Raw genomic sequence first — 19,034 nt, 5'->3', positions numbered from 1 at the left:
GAACCTCGATTCCTGAGTCCATCCCCGCCATAATTCGCCCCGGCGTTCAAACCCCGGCGCTGCCTCCGCCTCTTTCAAGGAACGATCAATGCTCAAGGGACTGCTGCGCCTGGCGCCATACGCCGCTGCGCTGTTCACACTGATTTCCACTGCCCAGGCCGAAGATGGCCGGCAGGTATTCACCGGCACTCTGGGCAAGACACCCATCGTGGTGGAACTCAACACCACTCAACAGGATGAAGTGACCGGTCGTTACTTCTACGAGAAATATCATCGCGACTTGCCCCTGAGTGGCGCGCTACAGGGCAATACGCTGACCCTGACCGAAGGCAATAATCGCTACGGCGACGATAAACCACTGCCCACCCTGAAACTGGAAGAAACCGGTAATGGCTGGCAAGGCGAATGGCAAAGTCCGCAGGGTAAAAAGCTTTCGGTGAAACTGACCGAGGCCAAACTCCCTGCACCGCCCGCCAACGCTTTGCCGGTTATTGCCGCGCTGCCCAAGGGCGAAGCTTATGAATACTTGCGCCTGCAAGGACTCAAGCTCAAACCCACCAAGAAAGAAAATTTCATGGGCTACGACCTGCAATGGTGGACCGAGCCTGATTCGAAGATCTCCCTGTTCAGCGTGGAATCCGGTCTGTCGAAAGATGATCAGCAACGGGTTAACCAGCAATTACTGGGCAAACTGTGGCTTGAAGTGATCAGCTATCACAGCTGCCAACTTCAGGGTGGAGAAAACGTCGAGTTCATGCAGCAGGCAGAACCCAAGATGATTTCGCCAGCTGTCGTCAGCCTGAACATCTCCACCAGTTATTACTGTGGCGGCGCACATCCGGACTTCGGCGATGCGCCGCTTAACATCGACGTGAAAACCGGCCATCCACTGTCGCTGGAAGATGTGCTGTGGGTAGGTAAGGGCACGCCTATTCTGCATGCCGAGCGCGACAGCCTGGGCGACAAGCCTTTGAGTGAAGCGGAAAGTGACGAGCGTTATCAGTATGAAAGCAAAGAGCTGGTGCCATGGATCATCAAGCAGTTCATCGCCCTGTACCCCGAGGAGATGAAGAAACCGACGCAAGAAGACGACTGCAACTTCCAGGAGGAAAGTATTTGGGGATCTTCACCTTGGTACTTCACCCCGAAGGGTTTGTACCTCGGCGCCTACTTCGCCCGCGTACAACGCTCTTGCGACAGACCCGACTGGTCGATCCTGCCGTACTCACTCGTCAAACAACACCCCGGCGCCGTCAAACTGCAACTGCCCCAGGGCTAACCCTCACTCCAGACCCGGCGCTTCACGAATAATGAAGTGATCCAGGTTCTCGATATCGGCATTGAAGACCTCGAAAGGCTTTTCGGGGTTCTTCTTGCCAGGCACCTGCTTCAACTCCGGCGTCACCCCATAGAAGAAACAGAACAACGCCTTGTCGCTATCCACCGCGTGCTTGATCTCCTCCAGAAACGCCTTGCGCTTGCGGTAGTTGTCGATCAGCTTCTTGTTCAGATAAACACTGACTGGATAAGGCTTCTTTTTGCCGTCCTCTGGCTTCTTGAACCAGACCTTGTCCACGAAATCGATGCGGAAACTGGCGCCGCTGTGGAAGTCCTCAATCTTCTTGATCCGCCCCCAGTAAATCAGCCCCTTGTTGTCCGTCAGATACTCAATCTTCTTGAAGAACGAACTGTACGGCGCCGTATGCTCGCCAACCTTCAACGGCATCCGCTTGAGCAACTCCTTGTCGGCGAAGTTCGAAACAAAACACTCCACCGGATGCGCAAACACACTGGTCTTGTCCGGCGCCGACTCACGACTCGCTGACTCTTTACCACTCACCGCCGCCACCCGCACCGGATCATCGCGCAACACATCCACCACCCCCGCTGGCGCGACAGGCTTGCGCACATACTCACGCCGGGTGAGCAACAACTCTGAAGGGAAATGCTCCTCACGCCCGTCATCCACCTCGCCATCCGCCGTCTCAACGCCAGATGTCGATGCCTTCAAACTCACATACGGACAACCCGCCACATGCTGCGTAGTGGGCAGATTCTTGAAGTGCGGCGTGCGCACGTAATTCACATTCTTGGCGTTGAACGTACCCAACTCATTGGAAGCCTCGAACGCCGAACGACAGGCATCGTTGGGGCACTGGAAGTGTTCCTTCGCGGAGTCGAAGGCAACCGTCTCATCGAAATTGAGATCGCGAACGTCATAGATCGACAACTTGTCGTCGAGGCCGAGGCAATAGGCGAGATCGAATTTCATGGTGGGGACTCATTGGGCTAGGGGGTGAAGACTGGAAGGTTGTTACGCTAATGGTTCGAACTCATTTCAAACAGACAATGCTTTTATACTATTTTACGGCATAATCGCAATGTGCCACTGCGTGCTATGGCTCAGGCACTGCCAGCAGCATATAGATTCTTAATTTACTTGAGTTTTTTTGGTGGCCGAGTTGATCTCGTAAATTTAAGCTTAATATTTTATTTTCCTGTTGGGGAGGCTCGATGCCGGCTACATTGTCAGATGCGATAAGATTTTTAGAGACTCAATGGTCTTCAATTACTGAGAATAAAGTTCTCGGGATTTTAGCTGAGCTGCGCTTCAAAGAATTCTTGAGCGCTCGTGATTATCATTTTGTTTCGGGGGGATGGATTGTTACTCCGGGACGGCCCACTTCTGGAAGTTGCGATGTGCCTGCTCTCGAGAAGATTTGTATATTGCCTAGACAACATCGGTTTACTTGGCAGAAAGATGGCTTCCAGAATAATCTTTTAACGCCGGCGGAGATGTCGGCATATAATTATTTTCGCGAAGTTCGTGTAAGAACTTTGTTCGCTAGCCCTATTGAAGTAGTCGAAGGGGATTTTATGTATCCCACCCCTTCAGATAAGAAGGCTCGTGCTCTGTATCCTAGACCTTATGAAGTGCAGTTGCAGGAGGTGTCTCCCAATGGTGCGATTACTTCAGTCGATCCGATGGAGGTGTTCCGCCTATTTCCAAGAAGAAAAGGAAATATAGGAATCCGGTGCCATAAGATTAATAGAATTGATCAAGGCGCAGTGCCATGGACTTCTGCTTCAATGGTTTCGGATCTTTTCTGGTTTGAATATGCCCGGTATTTTTTTCAAATCGATTACCTATTTTCTAATAATGACTTGGATCTTTTTGTGATCGGCCCGTCAGGGGCGTCCTATCCTGTAGAGATAAAGAGCAAAGCCGCGGCAAAAGATACCGCACTGGGTGAATGGTTCGGTATTGATATGGGGCCATTTGCCAAGCTGACATTTTTTACTGCAAATAAAAGAAATAATGATGCACTGTATGTGGTGGAAGAAGTTACAGCCCAGAAAGATCATGTTCAGTGGTTGGGGATTAGATTCTCGGATCTAGTCAAGTCGTGTTCTTGGGTTGGGCAAAGTGGTGGTAAAGGAATGATGGGGGGATCCTCCTCTACTTATAAGATTCCTAAAGCCGCTTTCATGCCATTGGCTGGTCTATTATCTAGTCTTTGATTGCTACGGCTAAAGATGGCAATTTTTAGTCTTGCATTGGTAGTTGCCTACGAACCGCCCCCTACATCGGGGCGGTTTTTCAGATTTGATTAAAATAATCTGTCTAGTATTTGCAATGCTTTTTTCCAATAAGGCCTTCGACCAATAAATGGATCGTGGGAGAGTACACACGGCATGTCCCGCAGCCGAATCCATGGCTCATCCTGCCAGTGCAGCATTCTCAGCGACATGTGTGGCCAATTCAAAATGCTCAACACGGGCCGCTCCACAAAACGCAAGGGACGAGCGTCACGCAGCGCAGGCACAACCTGAAGTGTCACCCATTCACGAAGTTGTCGGTACTCAGGGCAGTAGTGATAGATCAGCAATGCGTACACGCCGGACTCACTCACCATCCACTGTTCTTCGGTTTCGCCGAAAAGCTCCACGCACATTAACTGACGCTGATCGGCATCGAGCTTGCGTAGCTGGCGCTCATCAAGATGTTTACCCATCAATCGGCCCAGCTCCTGGACGCAGAACCACGCTTGGTTCTCCACCAGAACGGCATGCAGGTGTGTTTTGTTGCGGGTAAACCGAGTCGGTAAAAGTGGCTCAGACATGGCAGGCCTCCGGAGTCGGAAGCGACGAGGGCGTTCTACGGGTACAGCGATTCACCCTCATCATGAAGGTTTGATATGCAGGCATTTCCATTTACCTCTGGCTGCTTTCTTAGGGCATTCGTTAGGGTGTCGGGAGCTAAGAAACCCACCAGAGACGGGCCGGACATATTCCCCTTTCGGGTCTTGTATTCGCCCACTCCCGACATAACGGGATTTTTCGCAGGCGTAAGGAAACCGCAGACGAAAAAAAGCCGCATGACTGTCGGGTGCGGAGGACCGCTCTGGTTTGTAGAGTTTCTTAGGCTCGGAGCTGAGGGTAGGGGCATCAGGGATGGTCGTCAACCAGCGACTTTTCCTACTGGTCCTGAGGCGAAAGGAAACCTGGACAAAGACGCAGAGTAAATTATGCTGTGTTTATATCCAGTATTTGTGCGCCATCAAATCCAGCAGCTCCTATATCCGTTTCGCCACGACTCATGTCACGGAATCCAGGAAATTTCATTTACTTTGAAGTTTAGCGGGCTAGAATGGTGACCATTCGTCACAGCTTTGACCCAGAGGAATTTCGGGCTCATGAATCTTTTTGAAACACCGTCTTTTGAATCCTTGAGCGAAACAACCTCGGGTTCGTACGAGCCTGATACCCATCCTGTGACCGACTTGGCGCTGCTGAACAAGCTCCTGGAGATTTACGACCAAGGGCAGCTGGCCGAAATTCTCAACGACGTTAGCCCGAGCCACTGGTGCCGAGAAACCATCAATCGCTGGATCAAGGGCAAGGCCTCGCCGAAGCTCTCCCATATTGAGTTCACCCGTCTCAAGGATCTTTTGCCCAAGCGTTTGAACCACAAACCTTCATTCACCTTTATCGATCTCTTTGCCGGCATTGGTGGTATCAGGAAAGGGTTTGAAGCCATCGGTGGCGAGTGCTTGTTCACATCCGAATGGAACAAATACGCCGTTAAAACGTACAAAGCGAACCACTATTGCGATCCTGCCCGTCATCGCTTCAATCTCGATATCCGCTCGGTCACGCTTTCAGACAAGCCAGAAATCAGTGACGAGGAAGCCTACAAGAACATTGATCGCGAAATTCCTGACCACGATGTTCTGCTGGCAGGTTTCCCATGCCAGCCGTTTTCTCTTGCAGGTGTATCCAAAAAGAATTCCCTGGGGCGTAAGCACGGTTTTGAATGCGAGACCCAAGGCACTCTGTTTTTCGACGTGGCGCGCATTATTGCCGCGAAACGTCCGGCCGCATTTTTGCTCGAAAACGTGAAAAACCTGAAAAGCCATGACAAGGGCAATACTTTCCGCATCATCTGCGAAGCGTTGGATGAGCTGGGCTACGAGGTTGCAGATGTAAATGCGCCAAAGGGATCAGATCCGAAGGTCATTGATGCCAGGCATTTCGTGCCACAGCATCGTGAGCGAATCGTGCTGGTCGGTTTCCGCCGTGATCTCAATGTTCACCAGGGATTCACTCTGAGCGACATCAGCAAGCACATACCGAAGCAGCGACCTAGCTTCGGTGATCTGCTTGATAAGGAAGTGGACGAAAAATACATCCTTACACCGAAGCTTTGGGATTACCTCTACCGCTACGCTGCCAAGCATCGTGAGAAGGGCAACGGCTTTGGTTTTGGTTTGACCCGTCCTAACGACGTTGCTCGCACCCTCTCCGCGAGATATCACAAAGACGGGTCGGAAATTCTGGTTGACCGTGGATTTGTGGAAACGCTGGACTTCAACAGTGAGTTGAATCAGCTAAATCGTCCGCGTCGTCTGACTCCGCATGAGTGCTCGCGCCTGATGGGTTTCGACAAGCCGGGGGAAAGCAGGTTTGTGATTCCAGTGTCCGATACCCAGGCATATCGTCAGTTTGGAAACTCGGTTGCCGTTCCGGTTTTCGAAGCGGTGGCCCGGTTGATGAAAGAGCGCATCCTGAAAGCGAAGGAGAAAATGGCCGATACTGGGCAGCCTCAATTGGAGTTCGCCCTTCCCACTTGATGCTGGAGACGCTTCGGCCGATCTGACGAGAATATGAATGCGAAATGACTGATGTCGTGGATGTAGCTACTCGTTCAAGAATGATGGCTGGAATTCAGGGTAAAAATACCAAGCCTGAAATCCTAATCCGCAAAGCCCTGCATGCGCGGGGCTTTCGCTTTCGTCTGCACGTCAAAGATCTTCCCGGTAAACCAGATCTGGTGTTGCCGAAATATCGCGCGCTCATCTTTGTACATGGTTGTTTTTGGCACGGGCATGAGTGTAGGTACTTCAAGGTTCCTCAGACTCGCCCCGAGTTCTGGCTGGAGAAGATCGGGAAAAATCAAAGACGCGACAGCCTGCAGGAAGAAGCGCTCAAAGCGATGGGCTGGAGAGTTCTTGTCGTTTGGGAGTGTGCTGTACGGTCTATGAGAAAAGAGAAGTCCTCATTGCTTGTTGACCTGATTGCTAGCTGGCTAAAAAATGGATCGAGGTATTTTCAGATCGACGAACACATGTTGAGTCCGGGATATAGCTACTCACATTAGCGTGAGCTGGAGCTCATTGGCAGTTAGCTAAAATTGGGTTTGCGTTGCAATTGCAGTGATCCCAGTCGAGCTGTTTGAGCCTGTTAAGGTTCACCTGAATATCATAAATAAGGAATTACGATGGGTTTCCATCCTGAATGGAATGATATTTCTGCTCTGGTCAATCAAAGCGAGAGCATCTTCATTAAGAAGCTGTCCCGCAATGACACATCATGGGCAGATAGTTCCAAGAATGGGCATCAGAACGGATTTTTTATCCCTCGTCCTGTGGCTGAGTCTGACTTCTTTCCCAATTTGAGTAATTCAAATCCGGAAAAACCGCATATTTACGATGTCGAGTATCCAACGTTCTGGCCAGCCTCTGGCGAGATAAAAATATCGACAATTAAATATTTTTCGATGCGTAATCCAGCTGATAAAGAGAAAGCAAGGCCAAGGTACGAGTGGCAGCATACGGGTATACCTAAGGAGCAATTCCAGCAGCTTTCTCCAGCATCGCTGCTCGTTATTGGAAAGCTCAAACAAGCGAATTCTGGTTCAAACTATTGGTTCATCGTCGTCGATTCGGTGAGCGAAGAAGCAGAAATTATTGAGACTTCATTCGAGCTGGGTGCCGATTTTCACTATGGATTATTCGATCCGACTGCTCTTGCCAAGCCAGCTTCCGAAACCGACCAGCTCATTGCTGAATTGTCGCAGGCGATCAAGGATGGAACGTTAGAGCAATTCATCAAGAAGCAGGCTCTGCCATCTCCAGAGACACTGGCGGGAACAGCGCAGGAAAAATGGCTCGTTGAAAACGATCTGAGTGATATGAATCCGTACTGTGTCTCCGCGCCGGGTGACGCGGTAATGCGCATTAGCAGGGACATTGAATACTCTATCTATAAGCAGGCGGAACTCCGTTTTCGTGCAGCTCAGGTTGCCCGACTCCTACTTCATGGAGGAGGTGATCCTATTGGTAATCTAGTTCGGGCATTTTCTGAGCTCGACTCAATATTTCTCAGTGCGGCGCAAACCCGAAAGAGCAGGGCAGGGCTATCGTTTGAGCATCATGTAGGGAGGCTTTTCAAGGACGGCCGAATTCGCCACGAAGCGCAGGCTGTCTTTGGTGGGCGGCGCCCGGACTTTGTTTTACCGGACGTTAAGGAACTCAACATCAAGGGGGACGCTGTAATTGTTTCCTTGAAAACAACCCTGCGTGAAAGATGGAAGCAGTTGGCGTTAGAGAAACCGTTTGGAGCAATCTTTCTTGCTACTGTTGATGATCGTGTGTCAGGTGAGGCCATTACTGAGATGGATAAAAACTCAATCACCCTGATCGTTCCGGAGTCCTTGAAGAAAGCGAAGGAGTCTGCTTATGCGGGCTACGATAACGTCATTACATTCAGGCAGTTTTTCGATGATGAGGTGAAGTCGAAGCGCCCTTCGATGATTATTCCGCTGTAGCAAGACGCCCTAAGCCATACACCTGGTTCTTATTTCGCAAGCCCAATAAAAAAGCCCCGATCAGATCGGGGCTTTTTGCTTTCTCGACTTGCCGACTCAAACCGCAATCGTCAAATCTTACCGAGCGAGATTATTAATCCCAGCTCAACGCACCTCCAGTTTGGTACTCAATTACGCGAGTCTCAAAGAAATTCTTCTCTTTCTTCAAGTCCATAATCTCGCTCATCCAAGGGAACGGGTTAGTCGTCCCTGGATACTCTTCCTTCAAACCGATCTGCGACAAACGACGGTTAGCGATGAACTTCAGGTAGTCCTCCATCATCGCCGCGTTCATGCCCAGTACGCCGCGAGGCATGGTGTCGCGGGCGTATTCGATCTCCAGCTGCGTACCCTGCAGAATCATCTGGGTCGCTTCTTCCTTCATTTCGGCATCCCACAGGTGTGGGTTTTCGATTTTGATCTGGTTGATCACGTCGATGCCGAAGTTCAGGTGCATGGATTCGTCGCGCAGGATGTATTGGAACTGCTCGGCGACGCCGGTCATTTTGTTGCGGCGGCCCATGGAGAGGATCTGGGTGAAGCCGCAGTAGAAGAAGATGCCTTCCAGAACGCAGTAGTAGGCGATCAGGTTGCGCAGCAGCTCTTTGTCGGTGTCCGGGGTGCCGGTTTCGAACTTCGGATCGGAGATCGAACGGGTGTATTTCAGGCCCCAGGCTGCCTTTTTCGCGACCGATGGGATCTCGTGGTACATGTTGAAGATTTCGCCTTCATCCATGGCCAGCGATTCGATGCAGTACTGGTAGGCGTGGGTGTGGATCGCCTCTTCGAAAGCCTGGCGCAGGATGTACTGGCGGCATTCCGGGTTGGTGATCAGGCGGTACACGGCCAGTACCAGGTTGTTGGCAACCAGGGAGTCGGCGGTGGAGAAGAAGCCGAGGTTGCGCATGACGATGCGGCGCTCGTCGTCGGTCAGGCCTTCCGGGTCTTTCCAGAGGGCGATGTCGGCGGTCATGTTGACTTCTTGCGGCATCCAGTGGTTTGCGCAACCGTCCAGGTATTTCTGCCAGGCCCAGTCGTACTTGAATGGCACGAGTTGGTTGAGGTCGGCGCGGCAGTTGATCATGCGCTTTTCGTCAACGGCTACACGGGCGGAGGCGCCTTCGAGTTCGGCGAGGCCTTCGGCGACGTCGAGGGAGTTCAGTGCAGCCTTGGCGCGGGCCACGGCGGCCGAGTCGGCGGCGGTGACGGCGCGGGCTTCGAGTGCCGCGGCACCGCCGGCGTTGTCGAGGCGGTCCATGTTGGCTTCAGTAGCGTGGCCGGCGTTGGCGCCTTTCACGGTTGCTACTTCACTGTCTTCTTTGTCGAATTCGTCCCAGCTCAGCATGACGTGTCGTCTCCTGCGTGAGGGCCTGTCGCCCGTGTGAAACCTGATTGGTTGGTTTTTCACACGGTCGTACAGACCGCGTTGGATCTAAAGGAATCGTTCTTTGCAGCAGCTAAACGCAGGCATCAAACAGAATTTTGTACGGGTTTCCGAGAGCCTCTGACGGGCGCAGATCACGTTGAACGCGACTGCGGGGCTTCAGAATGGCTTTTGATCCCTGTAAGGGAATATTGCTGACCCGATTAGGGCGGCATTATAGGGAAAAAATTGTGCTCGTGGGGGAGGGCGAAAGCGCGCAGGGCGGTCGAGCGAGGGGGGGATTTGAGTCGGAGCGAGGGTTTACAGGGCTTTCGCCGATGTTGGTCTCTGAGAATTTTTTTTGATTAATTTTTTCGCCGGGCTTTGGTTGCTCAAGATTTGAGCAAAAAACTACGTTTTTCACTATATCTTGTGTTTTGCAACCCTTTTGCACGACTCCAGACACAACTGAGCCCGACCGAAGTCGGGCTGGAATCGACCCTCAATGTTGCGCTGAGAGATCCAATTCGGTGCAGTCTCAACTCATCAATTGGTGCAGCCGTTGCCCATGACGCTGTAACGCAGGATGTGCCGCTGACCCTTGGAGTCGTCGTATTCCATTTTCATCGGAACAACTTCGCAGACATTTGGCACTTCGCTCATTGATACAACGTTGGCGATGTCCAGGTGAGTCGAGTAAGTGTATTCCTCGATAGCTGGTTGTTGCTGTGCGACATCAGTCGGGACCTCGTCTGCCATGGCGGTTGCGCACAGACTGCTGAGGGCCAGAACCAATAAAGCTTTCATTTCAGATTTACCTTTTTGAGGTCGAGTGGGGTCACGCAACCTTTTTAGGGTTGCGTGTGGAACTTCATCGTTTGCAGTTATTACTTGAGAGCTGGATTAACGGCCTTCGTGGGGGCTGTAACGTTGTTAATCGCGTTTGCCTTGTCGGCGAGGTGAATTTTAGGGAGATGGGGTGGGGGTAAACAGAGCGGGTTTTGATAAACACCTTTGGCAGATTTGGTAACAATCGGTCGATAGGGCGTGGGAATCGGTTTGCTGGCGATGCGATTTGTCTGGGGAACCGAGTTGTCTGAATCGCTGGCAAGCCAGCTCCCACAGGGTTCGGGGGTGTTTTGGAGGTTGGAGTCTGGCTTGCAAAAGGGGTATCTGGATGTTTTGTAGGGGCTTGTTACTACCATCGTCGAATGGTTCTATGGGCCCGGCCCCGTTACAACAGGGTCATACAAAAACAACTATTACACCGAGGTAGGAAAGATGAGTGCGGCTTCTCTGTATCCCGTTCGTCCCGAGGTTCTGGCTAACACGCTGACTGACGAGGCGACCTACAAAGCCATGTACCAACAGTCGGTCGTCAACCCTGACGGTTTCTGGCGCGAGCAAGCCAAGCGTCTCGACTGGATCAAGCCTTTCACCACGGTGAAACAGACGTCGTTCGACGATCACCATGTCGACATCAAGTGGTTTGCCGACGGCACCCTGAACGTTTCCTACAACTGCCTCGACCGTCATCTGGCCGAGCGCGGCGACCAAGTCGCGATCATCTGGGAAGGCGACGATCCTTCCGAAAGCCGCAACATCACCTACCGCGAACTGCACGAACAAGTGTGCAAGCTGGCCAACGCCCTGCGTGGTCAGGACGTTCACCGCGGCGACGTGGTGACCATTTATATGCCGATGATTCCCGAAGCCGTGGTCGCCATGCTGGCCTGCACCCGGATCGGCGCGATTCACTCGGTGGTGTTCGGCGGTTTCTCGCCGGAAGCGCTGGCCGGTCGCATCATCGACTGCCGTTCGAAAGTGGTGATCACTGCTGACGAAGGCATTCGTGCCGGCAAGAAGATTTCCCTCAAGGCCAACGTCGACGATGCACTGACCAACCCGGAAACCAGCAGCATTCAGAAAGTCATTGTGTGCAAGCGCACCGGTGGCGACATCAAGTGGAACCAGCATCGCGACATCTGGTACGAAGACCTGATGAAAGTGGCGGGCACCGTCTGCGCGCCAAAAGAGATGGGCGCGGAAGAAGCGCTGTTCATCCTTTATACCTCCGGCTCGACCGGCAAGCCGAAGGGCGTGCAGCACACCACCGGCGGTTATCTGTTGTACGCGGCGATGACTCACGAGCGCGTGTTTGATTACCGTCCGGGCGAAGTCTACTGGTGCACCGCCGACGTCGGCTGGGTCACTGGCCACAGTTATATCGTCTACGGCCCGCTGGCTAATGGCGCGACCACGCTGCTGTTCGAAGGCGTGCCGAACTACCCGGATATCACTCGGGTGGCGAAGATCGTCGACAAGCACAAGGTCAATATCCTCTACACCGCACCGACCGCGATCCGGGCGATGATGGCCTCGGGTCAGGCTGCGGTTGAAGGCGCGGATGGCAGCAGCCTGCGTCTGCTCGGTTCGGTGGGTGAGCCGATCAACCCGGAAGCGTGGGACTGGTACTACAAGAATGTCGGCAAGTCGCGTTGCCCGATCGTTGATACCTGGTGGCAGACCGAAACCGGCGGCAACATGATGAGCCCGCTGCCGGGTGCGCATGCGCTGAAGCCGGGTTCGGCGGCGCGGCCGTTCTTCGGTGTGGTGCCGGCGCTGGTCGACAACCTCGGTAACATTATTGAGGGCGAGGCTGAAGGCAATCTGGTGATTCTCGATTCCTGGCCGGGTCAGGCGCGTACGCTGTATGGCGATCACGATCGTTTCGTTGATACCTACTTCAAGACGTTCCGGGGCATGTATTTCACCGGTGACGGCGCGCGTCGTGATGCCGATGGTTACTACTGGATCACCGGGCGTGTCGATGACGTGCTTAACGTGTCCGGGCACCGCATGGGTACGGCCGAGATCGAGAGTGCGATGGTTGCGCATCCGAAGGTTGCCGAAGCGGCGGTGGTTGGGGTGCCGCATGACATCAAGGGGCAGGGCATTTATGTCTATGTCACGTTGAAGAATGGCGAGGAGCCGAGCGAACAGCTGCGTCTGGAGTTGAAAAACTGGGTGCGTAAAGAGATCGGGCCGATTGCTTCGCCGGATGTGATCCAGTGGGCACCGGGGCTGCCGAAGACCCGTTCGGGCAAGATCATGCGGCGGATTCTGCGCAAGATTGCTACGGCGGAATACGATGGGTTGGGGGATATCTCGACCCTGGCGGATCCGGGTGTGGTGCAGCATTTGATTGATACGCATAAGACGATGAATGTTGCTTAAGCGTTAGAGCCATAGAAGCCCTGTCCGGTGATGCCGGGCGGGGCTTTTTTGTGTCTGCAGGTTTTGTGGTGGCTGGGCTGGCCTCATCGCTGGCAAGCCAGCTCCCACAGGGGGTGTGGTGTTTCGGAGATTTCAGTTTCGGCGCAAATGTGGGTTGGCTGGGTTGGCCTCATCGCCAGCAAGCCAGCTCCCACAGGGGTTGTGGTGTTTCGGAGATTTCAGTTTCGGCGCAAATGTGGGTTGGCTGGTCTGGCCTCATCGCTAGCAGGCTAGCTCCCACAGGTTTGGGATGTGTGGGAAATTTCAGTTCCAGCGCAAATCCCTGTGGGAGCTGGCTTGCCAGCGATAGCAATTTGTCAGGCGCCGGTGTAGTCAGCTGTCGGAACGCGGACTCACCCAACCAATAATTATCGATCTCCCCCGTAAGACCTTTCCCGCTGTTACCCGCCGCCATCCACGTAACCGAATGTGTAACCGCCCGCATCAAACCGGGGCAAAGGGAAACGCATCGCCCCGTTTTAGAGCCTCAAAACCCCCGGTGAAAAATAAGACACAACGCTGCGCTTGCCGGATTAGAAGGGTTTGCGAATAATAGGCCCGCAATTTGCAGCATAGATCGGTTCACAATCGTTCGCTCTTGCATGAATTTGCAAGGCTGTCAATGCGCCCAAGTCGCTTTCTCTGTGCATCTGTAATTAGTTGTCGCATTGAAGAAATATCGGCTTCGGGCCTGTCGTTAGAATGCCGATCACTCGCTCATCGTGGCTGACGTTGAAACCTCCGACGGTTTCAATGAGAAATTTCCCACCGATGCAGCAACCGATTTCCCGATTCACCCATTCGCATATTGGGCTGTCGCTCACTCTGCCGTTTTTGCCCTTTACCGATGGAGTCCCAAGATGAAGAAACTTGTGCTGCTTGGCGCCCTGGCACTGTCCTCCGTGCTGTCGCTGAATTCCTTCGCTGACGAAAAACCTCTGAAGATCGGTATCGAAGCGGCTTACCCTCCGTTCGCCTCGAAAGCGCCGGATGGCAGCATCGTCGGTTTCGACTACGACATCGGCAACGCTCTGTGCGAGCAGATGCAGGTCAAGTGTGTGTGGGTCGAGCAAGAGTTCGACGGTCTGATCCCGGCACTGAAGGTGCGCAAGATCGACGCGATCCTGTCGTCCATGTCGATCACTGAAGATCGCAAGAAGTCTGTGGACTTCACCAACAAGTACTACAACACCCCGGCACGTCTGGTCATGAAGGCCGGCACTCAGGTCAGCGAAAACCTGAGCGAGCTGAAGGGCAAGAACATCGGCGTACAACGTGGTTCGATCCACGAACGTTTCGCCCGCGAAGTCCTGGCCCCGCTGGGTGCCGAGATCAAGCCATACGGTTCGCAGAACGAAATCTACCTCGACGTGGCCGCCGGTCGCCTCGACGGTACCGTGGCTGACGCCACCCTGCTGCAAGACGGCTTCCTGAACACCGATTCCGGCAAAGGCTTTGCCTTCGTTGGCCCGCAGTTCACCGACGTCAAATACTTCGGCGACGGCGTAGGCATCGCGGTGCGCAAGGGCGACGCTCTGAAAGACAAGATCAACGCAGCCATCGCGGCCATTCGCGAAAACGGCAAATACAAAGCAATCCAGGACAAGTACTTCGCCTTCGATATCTACGGCAAGTAACACGTCTCTGCGACAAGTCCGAAATGGCGCAAGCAACAGGATCTCTGCGGTTTGCGCCATTTTTTCATCCCAACTTTCGAGGACCTGAATCATGTTGAAAGGCTACGGGGCTGTCATCCTCGATGGCGCATGGCTGACGCTTCAGCTCGCCTTGTCGTCCATGGCTCTGGCCATCGTTCTCGGGCTGATCGGTGTTGCACTGCGCCTGTCGCCGGTGCGCTGGCTGGCTTGGCTGGGCGATCTGTATTCCACGGTGATCCGCGGGATTCCCGATCTGGTGCTGATCCTGCTGATCTTCTACGGCGGTCAGGACTTGCTCAACCGTGTGGCGCCGCTGCTCGGCTATGACGACTACATCGACCTGAACCCGCTGGCCGCCGGTATCGGCACCCTCGGTTTCATCTTCGGTGCGTACCTGTCGGAAACCTTCCGGGGCGCGTTCATGGCGATCCCCAAAGGCCAGGCCGAAGCCGGCATGGCGTACGGCATGAGCAGTTTTCAGGTGTTCTTCCGGGTGATGGTGCCGCAGATGATTCGCCTGGCGATTCCCGGCTTCACCAACAACTGGCTGGTACTGACCAAGGCCACCGCGCTGATTTCCGTGGTCGGTCTGCAAGACATGATGTTCAAGGCCAAGCAGGCGGCAGATGCCACTCGCGAGCCTTTTACCTTCTTCCTCGCAGTGGCGGCGATGTACCTGGTGATCACCAGCGTGTCGTTGCTGATCCTGCGTCAACTTGAGAAGCGCTACTCGGTAGGCGTAAGGGCGGCTGATCTATGATCTTCGACTACAACGTCATTTGGGAGGCTCTGCCGCTGTACCTCGGCGGCCTGGTGACCACCCTCAAATTGCTCGCGCTGTCGCTGTTTTTCGGTTTGCTGGGGGCGCTGCCTCTGGGCCTGATGCGCGTCTCGAAGAACCCGATCGTCAATGGCGCCGCGTGGCTGTACACCTACGTGATTCGCGGCACGCCGATGCTGGTGCAACTGTTCCTGATCTACTACGGTCTGGCGCAGTTCGAAGCGGTACGCGAATGCTTCCTCTGGCCGTGGCTGTCCAGCGCAACGTTCTGTGCGTGCCTGGCCTTCGCGATCAACACCAGCGCCTACACCGCTGAAATCATCGCCGGCAGCCTCAAGGCTACGCCGAACGGTGAGATCGAAGCGGCCAAGGCCATGGGCATGTCGCGCTTCAAACTGTACAAGCGCATCCTGCTGCCATCGGCCCTGCGTCGGGCGCTGCCGCAGTACAGCAACGAAGTGATCATGATGCTGCAGACCACCAGTCTGGCGTCCATCGTGACCCTGATCGACATCACTGGCGCGGCACGTACCGTCAACGCGCAGTTCTATCTGCCGTTCGAGGCGTACATCACCGCTGGCGTGTTCTACCTGTGCCTGACCTTCATTCTGGTCAAGCTGTTCAAGCTGGCCGAGCGTCGCTGGTTGAGCTACCTCGCGCCGCGGAAGCACTGATATGGAACGCATCGACCACGTTTTGCCGTGGAGCCACCTAGGCAGCGAGCGCAAGATTTCGGTGTTCCGCTTCGGCAGTGGCGAGCGCAAGGCCTACATTCAGGCCAGCCTGCACGCTGACGAATTGCCGGGCATGCGCACCGCTTGGGAGCTGAAAAAGCGCCTTGGCGAGCTCGAAGCCAAAGGCTTGCTCAACGGTGTGATCGAGCTGGTGCCGGTGGCCAATCCGTTGGGGCTTGGGCAGTTGCTGCAAGGCAATTTCCAGGGCCGTTTCGAGGCGGGCAGCGGCAAGAATTTCAACCGTGATTTCGTTGAGCTGAGCGCGCCGGTAGCGGCGGCTTTGGCCAACAGTCTCGGTGACGACCCGCACGCAAACATTCGCCTGATCCGTCAGGCGATGGCCGATCACCTCGCGGCATTGCCCGAGGCGAGCAGCCAGTTGCAAGGCATGCAGCGTGTGCTGCTGAGCCACGCCTGCACCGCCGACGTGGTGCTCGACTTGCACTGCGATGCCGAAGCCGCGCTGCACATGTATGCGCTGCCGCAGCACTGGCCGCAGTGGCGTTCGTTATCTGCGCACCTGAATGTGAAGGTCGGTCTGCTGGCGGAAGATTCCGGCGGCAGCTCCTTCGACGAGGCTTGCTCGCTGCCGTGGCTGCGTCTGTCGCGGCAGTTCCCGGACGCACAGATTCCGCTGGCGTGCCTGGCGACGACCATTGAGCTGGGCGGTCAGGCCGACACTGGCCGCGCTGATGCCGAGGCGTATGCTGAAGGCATTCTCGCGTTCCTTGCCGAGCAAGGCCTGATCACCGGCGAGTGGCCGAATGCGGCTCACGAACCGTGCGAAGGCATGCCGTTCGAAGGCACCGAATTGCTGTTCGCGCCGCACCCGGGCGTGGTGAGTTTTCTGCGTAAACCCGGCGAATGGGTCGAGGCCGGTGACGAGATTTTTGAAGTGATCGACCCTGTGTCCGATCGGGTCAGCACGGTATGTGCTGGTACGTCCGGGGTGCTGTTTGCCATTGAACGGCTGCGCTATGCCCAACCCGGTTTCTGGCTGGCCAAGGTGGCGGGGCGCGAAGCGCTGCGTCACGGGCGCTTGCTCAACGACTGACTGACTGTTTTTGTGAGAACCGACCGCATGTACAAACTTGAAGTCCAAGACCTGCATAAACGCTATGGCAGTCACGAAGTGCTCAAGGGTGTTTCCCTGAAAGCGGCAGCCGGCGATGTGATCAGCATCATCGGCTCCAGTGGCTCCGGCAAAAGTACTTTCCTGCGCTGCATCAACCTGCTTGAGCAGCCGCACGCGGGCAAGATCCTGCTCAACAACGAAGAGCTGAAACTGGTGGCGAACAAGGACGGCGCGCTGAAAGCCGCTGATCCGAAACAGCTGCAACGCATGCGTTCGCGCCTGTCGATGGTGTTCCAGCATTTCAACCTGTGGTCGCACATGACCGCGCTGGAAAACATCATGGAAGCGCCGGTGCATGTACTGGGCGTGTCCAAGGCTGAAGCCCGCGAGAAAGCCGAGCACTACCTGAACAAGGTTGGCGTGGCTCATCGCAAAGACGCGTTCCCTGGGCACATGTCCGGTGGCGAGCAGCAGCGTGTGGCGATTGCCCGTGCGCTGGCGATGGAACCTGAGGTGATGCTGTTCGACGAACCGACTTCGGCGCTTGATCCGGAACTGGTTGGCGACGTGCTGAAGGTGATGCAGGCGCTGGCTCAGGAAGGCCGGACCATGGTTGTGGTGACCCACGAAATGGGCTTTGCCCGCGAAGTGTCGAACCAGTTGGTGTTCCTGCACAAAGGTGTTGTTGAAGAAAGCGGCAACCCGCGCGAAGTGCTGGTGAATCCGCAATCGGAGCGCCTGCAGCAGTTCCTGTCGGGCAGCCTCAAGTAAACAGAACTGCCGATATGCACCGGAATAGTGCATGCTTCGCAGCCTGAAGGCTGGCTACAATCCCTGTGGGAGCTGGCTTGCCAGCGATAGCGGTGGGCCAGATGACATTTCTGGTACAGATACACCGCCATCGCTGGCAAGCCAGCTCCCACAATGGGTCTGCGTCGGCTTTGAGATTTGTGTTCATTTCCGGGCTAGCATTGGCCCATGCCTTCATCATTGTTTTTCGTTTCGGATCGCCCGCCCATGACTGCCCATCGAATTGGTTTCCTGATTTGGCCCAGCACTAAAGCTCTGACTTTGGCGCTGGCGGAGGAGGCCTTGCGTGTTGCGCAGCGGGTGCACCCGGACGTTGTTTACGAATTGTCTTTTCTGCAGGCCGAGTCGCCGGTCGAAGGCGCCTGGCAATTGCCCGGCGAACCGTGGGCCGGCAAGCTCGAAAACTTCCAGAAACTGTTCCTGCTGGCCGATGAGCCGCCGACTGCACTGGCCTCGCCACTGAGCAGCGCGCTCAAGCAACTGGTGCGTGCCGGTTGCGTGATCGGTGGTCTGTCTGCCGGCGTGTATCCGTTGGCGCAACTGGGCTTGCTCGACGGTTATCGCGCTGCGGTGCACTGGCGCTGGCAGGACGATTTCGCCGAGCGTTTCCCGAAGGTCATCGCCACCAGTCATCTGTTCGATTGGGACCGTGATCGCCTGACCGCGTGCGGCGGCATGTCGGTGCTTGATCTGTTGCTGGCGGTGCTGGCCCGTGATCACGGCGCAGAATTGGCCGGTGCCGTCTCGGAGGAACTGGTGGTCGAACGCATCCGTGAAGGCGGCGAGCGTCAGCGCATTCCATTGCAGAACCGCCTCGGCTCCAGTCACCCGAAACTGACGCAAGCCGTGTTGCTGATGGAAGCCAACATCGAAGAGCCGCTGACCACCGACGAAATCGCCCAGCACGTGTGCGTGTCCCGCCGGCAGTTGGAGCGGATCTTCAAGCAATACCTCAACCGTGTGCCGAGCCAGTACTACCTGGAACTGCGCCTGAACAAGGCCCGGCAGATGTTGATGCAAACCAGCAAGTCGATCATTCAGATCGGCTTGTCCTGTGGCTTCTCCTCGGGGCCGCATTTCTCCAGCGCCTACCGCAATTTCTTCGGTGCCACGCCGCGGGAAGATCGCAACCAGCGGCGCAGCAGCAGCCCGTTCGAATTGTCGTCGGTGCCACCCGAGCGCGGCTGA

At 55.1% G+C, this 19,034-nt stretch carries 16 protein-coding genes; 12 read left to right on the top strand and 4 right to left on the bottom strand.

What is annotated here, in order from left to right:
• Positions 1 to 88: 88 nt before the first annotated feature.
• Positions 89 to 1,279, top strand: coding sequence for a hypothetical protein (locus ACVVH8_RS22490; RefSeq protein ID WP_475226422.1), 1,191 nt, complete (start codon positions 89 to 91; stop codon positions 1,277 to 1,279).
• Between the two features lie 3 nt (positions 1,280 to 1,282).
• Here the strand turns inward: ACVVH8_RS22490 and ACVVH8_RS22485 are convergent, their stop codons facing one another.
• Positions 1,283 to 2,272: a hypothetical protein gene (locus ACVVH8_RS22485; protein ID WP_475226419.1), complete on the bottom strand. Its 990-nt coding sequence runs from the start codon at positions 2,270 to 2,272 to the stop codon at positions 1,283 to 1,285.
• A gap of 242 nt (positions 2,273 to 2,514) precedes the next feature.
• Here ACVVH8_RS22485 and ACVVH8_RS22480 point away from each other — a divergent pair, with 242 nt between their 5' ends.
• Positions 2,515 to 3,522, top strand: coding sequence for a hypothetical protein (locus ACVVH8_RS22480; protein ID WP_475226417.1), 1,008 nt, complete (start codon positions 2,515 to 2,517; stop codon positions 3,520 to 3,522).
• An 89-nt stretch (positions 3,523 to 3,611) separates the two neighbouring features.
• Here the strand turns inward: ACVVH8_RS22480 and ACVVH8_RS22475 are convergent, their stop codons facing one another.
• Entirely contained in the window at positions 3,612 to 4,124 is a 513-nt protein-coding gene (locus ACVVH8_RS22475) for a BRO-N domain-containing protein (RefSeq protein WP_475226415.1), read from the bottom strand.
• A gap of 573 nt (positions 4,125 to 4,697) precedes the next feature.
• Here ACVVH8_RS22475 and dcm point away from each other — a divergent pair.
• The 3 genes from dcm (at position 4,698) to ACVVH8_RS22460 (ending at position 8,110) form a co-directional block, all read left to right on the top strand.
• A complete protein-coding gene (dcm, locus tag ACVVH8_RS22470; RefSeq protein WP_475226413.1) occupies positions 4,698 to 6,134 on the top strand; it encodes a DNA (cytosine-5-)-methyltransferase in 1,437 nt (478 codons plus the stop codon).
• A gap of 44 nt (positions 6,135 to 6,178) precedes the next feature.
• A complete protein-coding gene (locus ACVVH8_RS22465; RefSeq protein WP_475226410.1) occupies positions 6,179 to 6,661 on the top strand; it encodes a very short patch repair endonuclease in 483 nt (160 codons plus the stop codon).
• A 120-nt stretch (positions 6,662 to 6,781) separates the two neighbouring features.
• Positions 6,782 to 8,110, top strand: coding sequence for a type II restriction endonuclease (locus tag ACVVH8_RS22460; protein WP_475226407.1), 1,329 nt, complete (start codon positions 6,782 to 6,784; stop codon positions 8,108 to 8,110).
• Positions 8,111 to 8,243: 133 nt separating this feature from the next.
• Here ACVVH8_RS22460 and ACVVH8_RS22455 read toward each other — a convergent pair whose 3' ends face one another.
• Both ACVVH8_RS22455 and ACVVH8_RS22450 read right to left on the bottom strand, forming a co-directional pair.
• Positions 8,244 to 9,494 carry a ribonucleotide-diphosphate reductase subunit beta gene (locus ACVVH8_RS22455; protein ID WP_103304059.1) on the bottom strand — a complete coding sequence of 417 codons (1,251 nt, stop codon included), beginning with the start codon at positions 9,492 to 9,494 and terminating at the stop codon, positions 8,244 to 8,246.
• 564 nt (positions 9,495 to 10,058) lie between these two features.
• Complete coding sequence (locus ACVVH8_RS22450) at positions 10,059 to 10,319, bottom strand: DUF2790 domain-containing protein (protein WP_003227290.1); 261 nt, start codon at positions 10,317 to 10,319, stop codon at positions 10,059 to 10,061.
• A gap of 474 nt (positions 10,320 to 10,793) precedes the next feature.
• Here ACVVH8_RS22450 and acs point away from each other — a divergent pair, with 474 nt between their 5' ends.
• From acs to argR, 7 genes are all read left to right on the top strand, one after another.
• Entirely contained in the window at positions 10,794 to 12,749 is a 1,956-nt protein-coding gene (gene acs, locus ACVVH8_RS22445; RefSeq protein ID WP_103304060.1) for an acetate--CoA ligase, read from the top strand.
• Positions 12,750 to 13,648: 899 nt separating this feature from the next.
• Entirely contained in the window at positions 13,649 to 14,425 is a 777-nt protein-coding gene (locus ACVVH8_RS22440) for an ABC transporter substrate-binding protein (protein WP_103304061.1), read from the top strand.
• Between the two features lie 91 nt (positions 14,426 to 14,516).
• The gene (locus ACVVH8_RS22435) at positions 14,517 to 15,206 is read left to right on the top strand and encodes an ABC transporter permease (protein WP_103304062.1); all 690 of its coding nucleotides are present in this window, start codon (positions 14,517 to 14,519) and stop codon (positions 15,204 to 15,206) included.
• Positions 15,203 to 15,901, top strand: a complete 699-nt coding sequence (locus ACVVH8_RS22430) for an ABC transporter permease (RefSeq protein ID WP_475226405.1) — start codon at positions 15,203 to 15,205, stop codon at positions 15,899 to 15,901. Before ACVVH8_RS22435 ends, ACVVH8_RS22430 begins: the two co-directional genes overlap by 4 nt.
• Position 15,902: 1 nt before the next feature.
• Positions 15,903 to 17,015, top strand: coding sequence for a M14 family metallopeptidase (locus ACVVH8_RS22425; RefSeq protein WP_475226403.1), 1,113 nt, complete (start codon positions 15,903 to 15,905; stop codon positions 17,013 to 17,015).
• 27 nt (positions 17,016 to 17,042) lie between these two features.
• Complete coding sequence (locus ACVVH8_RS22420; RefSeq protein ID WP_003227281.1) at positions 17,043 to 17,807, top strand: ABC transporter ATP-binding protein; 765 nt, start codon at positions 17,043 to 17,045, stop codon at positions 17,805 to 17,807.
• 246 nt (positions 17,808 to 18,053) lie between these two features.
• On the top strand, positions 18,054 to 19,034 hold the full coding sequence (gene argR, locus ACVVH8_RS22415) for a transcriptional regulator ArgR (protein WP_213026347.1): 981 nt from the start codon (positions 18,054 to 18,056) through the stop codon (positions 19,032 to 19,034).

The organism is Pseudomonas trutticola BRTCR10 (assembly GCF_056155105.1).
Note: the sequence above shows the minus strand (reverse complement) of the source record. Positions and strands in the feature narration are given on the sequence as shown.